At 69.7% G+C, this 7,791-nt stretch carries 6 protein-coding genes; 3 read left to right on the top strand and 3 right to left on the bottom strand.

The window, feature by feature from the left end:
* Nucleotides 1-24: 24 nt before the first annotated feature.
* A complete protein-coding gene (locus tag AX721_RS02455) occupies nt 25-690 on the bottom strand; it encodes a glutathione S-transferase family protein (protein WP_068874402.1) in 666 nt (221 codons plus the stop codon).
* Between the two features lie 93 nt (nt 691-783).
* Here AX721_RS02455 and AX721_RS02450 point away from each other — a divergent pair, with 93 nt between their 5' ends.
* Nucleotides 784-1,680 (top strand): LysR family transcriptional regulator, encoded by an 897-nt coding sequence (locus AX721_RS02450; RefSeq protein ID WP_068874400.1) that lies wholly within the window; start codon nt 784-786, stop codon nt 1,678-1,680.
* 4 nt (nt 1,681-1,684) lie between these two features.
* Here AX721_RS02450 and uvrC read toward each other — a convergent pair whose 3' ends face one another.
* Complete coding sequence (gene uvrC, locus AX721_RS02445; RefSeq protein ID WP_068874399.1) at nt 1,685-3,565, bottom strand: excinuclease ABC subunit UvrC; 1,881 nt, start codon at nt 3,563-3,565, stop codon at nt 1,685-1,687.
* Between the two features lie 102 nt (nt 3,566-3,667).
* Here uvrC and AX721_RS02440 point away from each other — a divergent pair, with 102 nt between their 5' ends.
* On the top strand, nt 3,668-5,155 hold the full coding sequence (locus AX721_RS02440) for a sensor histidine kinase (protein WP_068874397.1): 1,488 nt from the start codon (nt 3,668-3,670) through the stop codon (nt 5,153-5,155).
* Here AX721_RS02440 and AX721_RS02435 read toward each other — a convergent pair.
* Nucleotides 5,152-6,942, bottom strand: a complete 1,791-nt coding sequence (locus tag AX721_RS02435) for a long-chain-acyl-CoA synthetase (RefSeq protein WP_068874395.1) — start codon at nt 6,940-6,942, stop codon at nt 5,152-5,154. The genes AX721_RS02440 and AX721_RS02435 overlap by 4 nt on opposite strands.
* 268 nt (nt 6,943-7,210) lie before the next feature.
* On the opposite strand from AX721_RS02435, the gene AX721_RS02430 reads away from it, so the two are divergent.
* A partial coding sequence (locus tag AX721_RS02430; RefSeq protein ID WP_156466970.1) for a hypothetical protein occupies nt 7,211-7,791 on the top strand: 581 nt, incomplete at its 3' end.

Raw genomic sequence — 7,791 nt, 5'->3', positions numbered from 1 at the left:
TATAAGAGACAGGGACGGGGCGGCTCAGCCGGCCTCGCGGAGCTCCCGGCGGGAGGCGGCGAAGCCGTAGAAGGCGGCGTGGACCTCGTCCCAGGCGGGCCGGGCGCGCATCCGGTCCATCCACCCGGCCACCTTGGGCCAGGGCGTCACGTCGAAGGCGACGGCCTGCGACAGGCCGACGTAGACCGCGCCCAGGTAGTCGGCGATGGAGAGCTCCGCGCCGCAGACGTACGGGCTATCGCCCAGCATGTGACTGTCGAGGACGCGGAGCCAGTGCTGCGCCCGCTCCAGCCCGCGGCGGGAGACCTCGGCCTGCAGGGCGGGCGGCAGCGCGGTCTCGGGCAGCAGGCGCGGATAGACGTAGTCGCCGTTCAGGTCCTTGGAGAGGCCGGTGTTGAACCAGTCCATGGCCGCGTTGACCCGGGCGCGGGCGCGCAGCTCGGCCGGATAGGTCTTCGAGCCGGCGAGGTCGGCCAGGTATTTGAGGATGGCCGAGCCTTCGGTCAGGACGAAGCCGTCGTGCTCCAGCACCGGTACGGCGCAATTGGGGTTGAGCGCCGCGAAGGCCTCGCTGCGGATCTCGCCGGCGAGGATCTCCACCCGCACGAGCTCTGCCGGCAGGTCGTGTTCCGCGAGGAACAGCATGACCGGCCGCGAGGTGGTCGAGATGGGATCGTAGTAGAGTTTCACGTCGCAGGTCCTTCGTCGCGGCGTCCGAATAGTTGCGCGAACGTTAGCGCTCAATCGACAAGCTTGAGCCTAGGCTCTACAGAAATGTTGAGCATGGCCGAGTTCGACTGGAACGATGTGCGCTTCGTGCTGGCCGCGGCGCGCAGCGGCAGCGCCCTGGCCGCCGCGCGGGCGCTGAAGGTGAGCCAGCCGACGATCGGCCGCCGCATCGCCGCGCTGGAGGCGGCCCTGGGCGCGAGCCTGTTCGAGCGCAGCGCGGCGGGCCTTCACCTGACCGACCAGGGTCAGGCGCTGATGGCGCGGTTCGAGGCCGTGGAGGCGGCCGCGCGCGATCTGGAGTCGGCGGCTCGCGCCGAGGCGCGGCGGGTCTCTGGGACGCTGCGGGTGACCACCAACGAGATCATCGCCAACTACGGCCTGGCCCCGGCGCTGCGGGAGTTCAGCGCCCAGTACCCGCATGTGCGCGTGGAGGTCATCGTGACCGACGAGACGCTGGACCTGTCGCGCGGCGAGGCGGACGTGGCCATCCGCGGCGGCGGGCGGCCCGCGGAGGCCGGCGTGGTGGCGCGGCGGCTGATGGGTTCCGCCGTCGGGATATTCGGCGCCGAGGCCTATTTCGCGGCGCACGGCCGGCCGCAGTCCATGGCGGACCTGAACGACCACGTCTTCGTCTGCGGCGAGGGGCCGTATGCGCTGGTCGAGCCGATCATCCGGCAGTTCGCCCCCAGGGCGCGGTTCGAGTACCGGTCGTCGACGGTGTCGAACATGGTGGCGAATGCGCGCCACGGACTGGGACTGGTGATGCTGCCGGCCGCGTTCTTCACGCCGGACCGGGAGCGGGACCTGTCGCTGTGCCTGGTGACGCCGGGCATGGAGGTGGAGACCTGGCTGGCCACCCACGAGCGCATCCGCCACGAGCCGCGCGTGCGGGCCTTCATGGACTTCGTGGCCGCGTTCGAGGGCGCGCGCCGGCGGGTGGGGCCGGCGTAGGCCCCTACTCCTTCCGGAAGTAGCCGTAGATCCGCTCGGCCAGCTGCTGGCTGACGCCTTCCACCTTGGCGAGGTCGTCGACGCTGGCGCGGCTGACGCCTCTGGCGGAGCCGAAGGCGTGGAGCAGGGCGCGCTTGCGGCCGGGGCCGACCCCGTCGATCTCGTCGAGGGGATTGCGCTTCATGTCGATGGCCCGGCGCGTGCGATGGCTGCCGATGGCGAAGCGGTGGGCTTCGTCGCGGAGGCGCTGGAGGTAGTAGAGCACCGGGGACTTGTGGTCGAAGCGGAAGGGCTCCTTCCCGGGGACGAAGAAGCGTTCCATCCCGGCGTCGCGGTCCAGGCCCTTGGCGACGCCGACCACGGGGATGTCGTCGACGCCGAGGTCGGCCATGATCTCCAGCGCCGCGGCCAACTGGCCGGCGCCGCCGTCGAGCAGGACGAGGTCGGGGCGGACGGCGCCCTCCCCCTCCTCCTCTTCCTTGACCAGGCGCGAGAAGCGGCGGCGCAGCACCTCCTTCATCATGCCGAAGTCGTCGCCGGGGGTGATCTCGGTGCTCTTGATGTTGAACTTGCGGTACTGGCTCTTCTGGAAGCCGTCGGGACCGGCCACGATCATGCCGCCGACCGCGTTCGTGCCCATGATGTGGCTGTTGTCGTAGACCTCGATCCGCTCGGGCATGGCCTCCAGGCCAAAGGCCTCGCACACCCCGGCCAGCAGCTTGGACTGGGCCGAGCTCTCGGCCATCTTGCGGCCCAGGGCCTCGCGGGCGTTGGTGAAGGCGTGCTCGACCAGCTGCTTCTTCTCGCCGCGCTGGGGGCGCAGGATCTCGACCTTGCGGCCCGACTTCTGGGCGAAGGCCTCGCAGAGCAGCTCGCGTTCGGCCGGCTCGATATTGACCAGGATCGCCTTGGGGATCGGCTTGTCGTCGTAGAATTGGCCCAGGAAGGCGCCCATGATGTCGGCGTCCTCGTCGGAGCGGTCGACGCGGGGGAAGTAGGCGCGGTTGCCCCAGTTCTGGCCGGCGCGGAAGAAGAAGACCTGGACGCAGGCCTGGCCGCCCTCGGCGTGGAGGGCGAAGACGTCGCCCTCCTCCAGGGTCTCGGGGTTGATCTGCTGTTCCTGGGCGACCGAGGCCAGGGCGCGGATGCGGTCGCGCAGGCGCGCGGCGCGCTCGAACTCCATGTCGTCGGAGAGGGCCTGCATCTCGGCGGCCATCCGCTGCATCACCGCCCGGCTCTTGCCGCGCAGGAAGGCCTCGGCCTCGTCCACCAGCTTGCCGTAGTCCTCAAGCGAGACGAGGCCGGTGCACGGGGCGGCGCAGCGCTTGATCTGGTGCAGCATGCAGGGGCGCGTGCGGGTCTCGTACACGCTGTCGGAGCAAGAGCGCAGCAGGAAGGCCTTCTGCAGGGTGTTGAGCGTCTTGTTGACCGAATAGGCCGAGGCGAAGGGGCCGAAGTAGTCGCCCTTGATGGTGTGGGCGCCGCGGTGCTTGCGCAGCTGGGCGGCCGGGTGCTCGCGGCGGATGACGATCTCGGGGAAGGACTTGTCGTCGCGCAGCAGGACGTTGAAGCGGGGCTTCAGCTGCTTGATCAGGTTGATCTCGAGCAGCAGGGCGTCGGTCTCGGTGCGGGTGGTGACGAACTCCATCGACCGGGTCGCGTCGACCATGTGGGCGATGCGCTGGGTGTGGAAGCGGCCCTGGGCGTACTGGGTGACGCGCTTCTTCAGGCTGCGCGCTTTGCCCACATAGAGCACCTCGCCGTCTTCGCCGATCATGCGATAGACGCCCGGCTTGTCGGGCAGCCGGCGGACCTCGTCCCTGATGAGCGCGGCGCCTTTCAGGGGCGGAGCCTCATTTGTAAGCGACGGGGGACCTTCGAGCATGGCGTCAATATAGGCGAGTCCGGGCGCTCCGGCAGGGGCGGCCGGCGCGCGGGAACAGGCTTGGCCTTAGCGCGTTGTGCGCCGAAGGGGGAACGGACCGGCATGGACGCCAGCTTTCAGGGCCTGCAGCCGACGGCCGTCCAGCCGGACTTTGGCGCGCTGTTCCACGTGCTGCCCAGCCCGTACATGATCCTGGACCGCGACTTCCGCTACGTGGAGGTGAACGAGGCCTATTGCGCGGTGCTGGAGCGCCGGCGCGAGGAGCTGATCGGGCGCAACCTGTTCGAGGCTTTTCCGGACGGCGGCGAGAGCGGACGGCGGCTGCGGGCCTCGTTCCAGCGGGTGCTGGACACCGGCCGGGCCGACTCCCTGCCCCTGATCCCCTACGCCATCGAGCGGCCGGCCAGCCGCGGCGGCGGATTCGAGATGCGCTACTGGTCGGCGGCGCACGTGCCGCTGCTGGGCCCGGACGGCCAGGTGGCGTTCATCGTCCAGAACACCGTGGACGTCACCGAACTGCAGCAGCTGAAGGCCATGGCGTTCGGCCCGGGCGGGCCGCCGGCGCCGGGCGAGTCGCAGCTGCTGCAGCGGGCGCGGGAGGTGGAGGCGGCGAACCTCAGCCTGATGCGCGAGACCCAGGACCTGCGCGACCTGTTCATGCAGGCGCCGGGGTTCATGGCCGTGTTGGCGGGGCCGGAGCTGCGGTTCGCCCTGGTGAACAACGCCTACCAGCAGCTGATCGGCCACCGGCATGTGATCGGCCGGACGATCGACGAAGCCCTGCCCGAGGTGCGCGAGCAGGGCTTCGTGGAGCTGCTGCACGGGGTGATGGCGCGGCGGGAACCCTACATCGGCAAGGCGCTCAGCGTGCGGCTGCGGCGGACGGCGGACGCGCCGTTGGAGGAGCGGTTCGTCGACTTCATCTACCAGCCGCTGCTGTTGCCGGGCGGGGAGGTCTCGGGGGTGTTCGTCGAGGGCAGCGACGTGACCGACCGGGTGCTGGCCGAGCGACAGCAGAAGCTGCTGGTGGACGAGCTGAACCACCGCGTGAAGAACAGCCTGGCCACGGTGCAGGCGATCGCCAGCCAGACCCTGCGCGCGACGCCGGAGCCGGGAGCGTTCCGCCAAGCGTTCGAGGCGCGGCTGATCGCCCTCTCGGCCACTCACGACCTGCTGACGGCCACGAGCTGGCGCGGCGCGGACCTGCGGGACGTGCTGCTGGTGGAGCTGAAGCCGTATGCGCCGAGCCGCTACGAACTGGACGGCGAGGGCGTGGACCTGGCCCCCAGCGAGGCGCTGGCGCTGGGCCTGGTGGTCCACGAGCTGGCCACCAACGCGGCCAAGTACGGCGCGCTGTCGGAGGGCGAGGGCTGCGTGGAGGTGTCCTGGCGCGTGGCGGACGGGCGGCTCAGCCTGACCTGGCGGGAGCGCGGGGGACCACCGGTGGCGCCGCCCACGCGGGTGGGCTTCGGCTCCCGCCTGATCGAGCGCAGCCTGACGGGCGCCCTGGGCGGCTCGGCGCGCCTGGACTTCGCGCCGGAGGGCCTCGTCTGCCACATCGAACTGCCGCTGGCGGGCGCCCCGCCCTAGATCTTGATCGCTCCGGCGGCCAGCCGGTCCCACACCGACTTGGTGAGCTTCACATAGCCCTTCTTGGCGTCGTGGAAGAAGAGCGGCCCCTTGATCCTGGCGGGATCGTAGCCGTCAGCCACGAGGTCGACCTTGCGGATCTTGAAGGTGCCGGTGGTGTCCAGCGACGGCAGGATGCGGACGAACAGCGGCTGGGCGTAGATCGGCAGCTCGCGGGTGACGTGTTCGCCGAACGACTTGGCGTCGAAGGCCCCGTCGACGACGATCGCCGCCATCCCCGCCCGCCCGTCGGCGCCGTCCACCGCCACGCCATAGACGTTGGCCTGGGCGACCCCCGGGAACGCCTGCAGCCGCTCGGCCACCTCGTTGGTGGAGACGTTCTCGCCCTTCCAACGGAAGGTGTCGCCGATGCGGTCGACGAAGTAGAAATAGCCATCGGCGTCCATCTTCATCAGGTCGCCGGTGGCGAACCAGGCGTCGCCGCGGACGAAGACGTTCTGCAGCACCTTCTTCTCGGAGGCGGCCTTGTCGAGATAGCCGGAGAACTCGCTGCGCGCGTCGCCGCCGCCGATCAGGCCCACGCATTGGCCCACCTGTCCCGGGCCGCATTCGATGCACAGGCCGTCGGTTCCGCGGATCACCTGCTCGGCCTCCACGTCGTACTGCACGAGCCGGACGTTGAAGCGCTTGCGGAGCCACTTGGGGATCCGGCCGATGGCGCCCTCGCGGCCGTCGAAGTTGAACATCGACACATTGCCCTCGGTGGAGCCGTAGAACTCCAGGATCTCGGGAATGCGGAAGCGCTGCTTCAGGGTCGGCCAGACGTCCGGGCGCAGGCCGTTGCCGAAGGCCATGCGGATCTTGTGCCGGGTCTCGTCCTCGACCGGTTCGTGGTTCACCAGATAGCGGCAGAGCTCGCCGATGTAGACGAACATGGTGCAGCGCTCCTGGGCGATCTCGCTCCAGAAGTGGCTGGCCGAGAACTTGCGCCGCAGGACGACCGAACCGCCGTTGAGCAGGGCCGCCCCCAGGGCGCAGAGGCCGCCGGTGGCATGGTAGAGCGGCAGGGCGACGTAGATGCGGTCCTTGTCGGTGGCGCCGGTCGAGCCGGCGAAGCCGCGCATATAGAGCTGGGCGCGCATGTGAGTGATCCGCGCCGCCTTGGGCAGGCCCGTGGTGCCGGACGTGTAGATCAGGAGAGCCGTGTCGCTGGCGGTCATGTCCTCGCGGACCGACCGATCCGGCGCAAGCTGGCTGCAGCTCTTCAGAGCCTGGACCAGGTCGCGCTGATCGCCTTGCGCGGGACCGAGCACCCACTGCTGCATCGGCCGTTCGACCAGGGGCTTGGCCTGTTCGAAGACCGGAGAGGTCTCGCTGTCGACCAGGATGTGGTTCGCGCCCGAGATGCTGAGGCAATGCGCCAGCGGCAGGCCGGTGAGCTGATTGTTGATCAGGGCGGTGACCACGCCGACCTTCGACAGGCCGTACCAGATGGCGAAATACTCCAGCCGGTTGGGCATGAAGAGCGCCACCGTCTGGCCGCGGCGCAGGTTCAGGCCCTTGGCCCAGTGCGCATAGCGGTTGGCGATGCCGTCCAGCTCGCCATAGGTGACCGTGCGCCCCTCGAACGTCATGGCCGGCCGATCGCGCCACTGGGCCACGGCGGACTCCAGGTCGTCGCAGATCAGGTTGTCCGAATCCCGGGCGATGGATTTGACCCGCTTCAGGGTCCTGCTGAGTCCTTTCCAGAACCGCCAGTCGCGCTTGAGCCTGGCATTGAGCCGCATCCGCACCTCCAGTCCCCCCGACCTTGGCGAGCGCCGGTGCGACCGGTCAAGCGCCGCCGAACGGGAGCTGCGCTTCACCCCTTCTCCCGGGAGTCCCGGGCGGCTCGATTGTGGCGGAGAATTGGCGAGATATGGTCTAGATTTCGGTCCACTCGATAATGTATAGATATGCTATCCGAAGTAATCCTGCGACCAACGGCGAAGCTTTCCCGGAACCCGATCGCTACAACACCGTTTGTTTCCTCCGACACATCCTTGGAGGGACGAAATGTCGATGGACTTCAACGGACGCGAGTCCGACAAGCCGATCACCGACCAGGAAGGCGTGATGTTCGCCGCCCAGCCGGTGTGGGAACGGAGCCGCAAGCGCAAGGGCTTCGGCGCCCGCCGCGCGGCCGCCCCGGCCGCTGAAACGCCTGTGGCGCCGGAACCTCGCAGCTTCGCCGCCACGCGTGACGACGAAGAACCGATGGTGCTGGACACGCCCGTGGACCGGAGCCCGGCCGACCGTGACTACGCGCGCTCGGAGTACGCGGCGATGAACACGACCACGCCGTCGACGTTGGCGAGCGAGCCGGCGCGCGAGCGTGAAGCCGAGGCGGGCCTCGTCGCGCCCATCGGCGTCGGCCGCGGCGCGTCGCCGTCCGCCCGCGCGGCCAGGTCGAACGGAGTGGCGCCGGCCGCCATCGCGGCCGGGGTCGTGGCCCTGGGCGCCCTGGGCGCCACCGGCTGGTACATGAGCCGCGACACCGCGGACGGCGTGCCGGAACTGACGCCCGGCTCCACCACCAGCCAGGTGGCCGCCGCCCCGCTGACGCCCACCGACCCGCCGGCCCAGATGGCGATGAA

The organism is Phenylobacterium sp. CCH9-H3 (assembly GCF_001557235.1).
Classification (GTDB): Bacteria; Pseudomonadota; Alphaproteobacteria; order Caulobacterales; family Caulobacteraceae; genus Phenylobacterium.
The sequence above is the reverse complement of the archived record's forward strand: the minus strand, read 5'-3'. Positions and strand labels throughout refer to the sequence as shown.

Bases quoted from the DNA above. Each gene is read 5' to 3' on its own strand.
- uvrC (WP_068874399.1), bottom strand. From the start codon at position 3,565: ATGCTCGAAGGTCCCCCGTCGCTTACAAATGAGGCTCCGCCCCTGAAA.
- AX721_RS02450 (WP_068874400.1), top strand. From the start codon at position 784: ATGGCCGAGTTCGACTGGAACGATGTGCGCTTCGTGCTGGCCGCGGCG.
- AX721_RS02440 (WP_068874397.1), top strand. From the start codon at position 3,668: ATGGACGCCAGCTTTCAGGGCCTGCAGCCGACGGCCGTCCAGCCGGAC.
- AX721_RS02435 (WP_068874395.1), bottom strand. From the start codon at position 6,942: ATGCGGCTCAATGCCAGGCTCAAGCGCGACTGGCGGTTCTGGAAAGGA.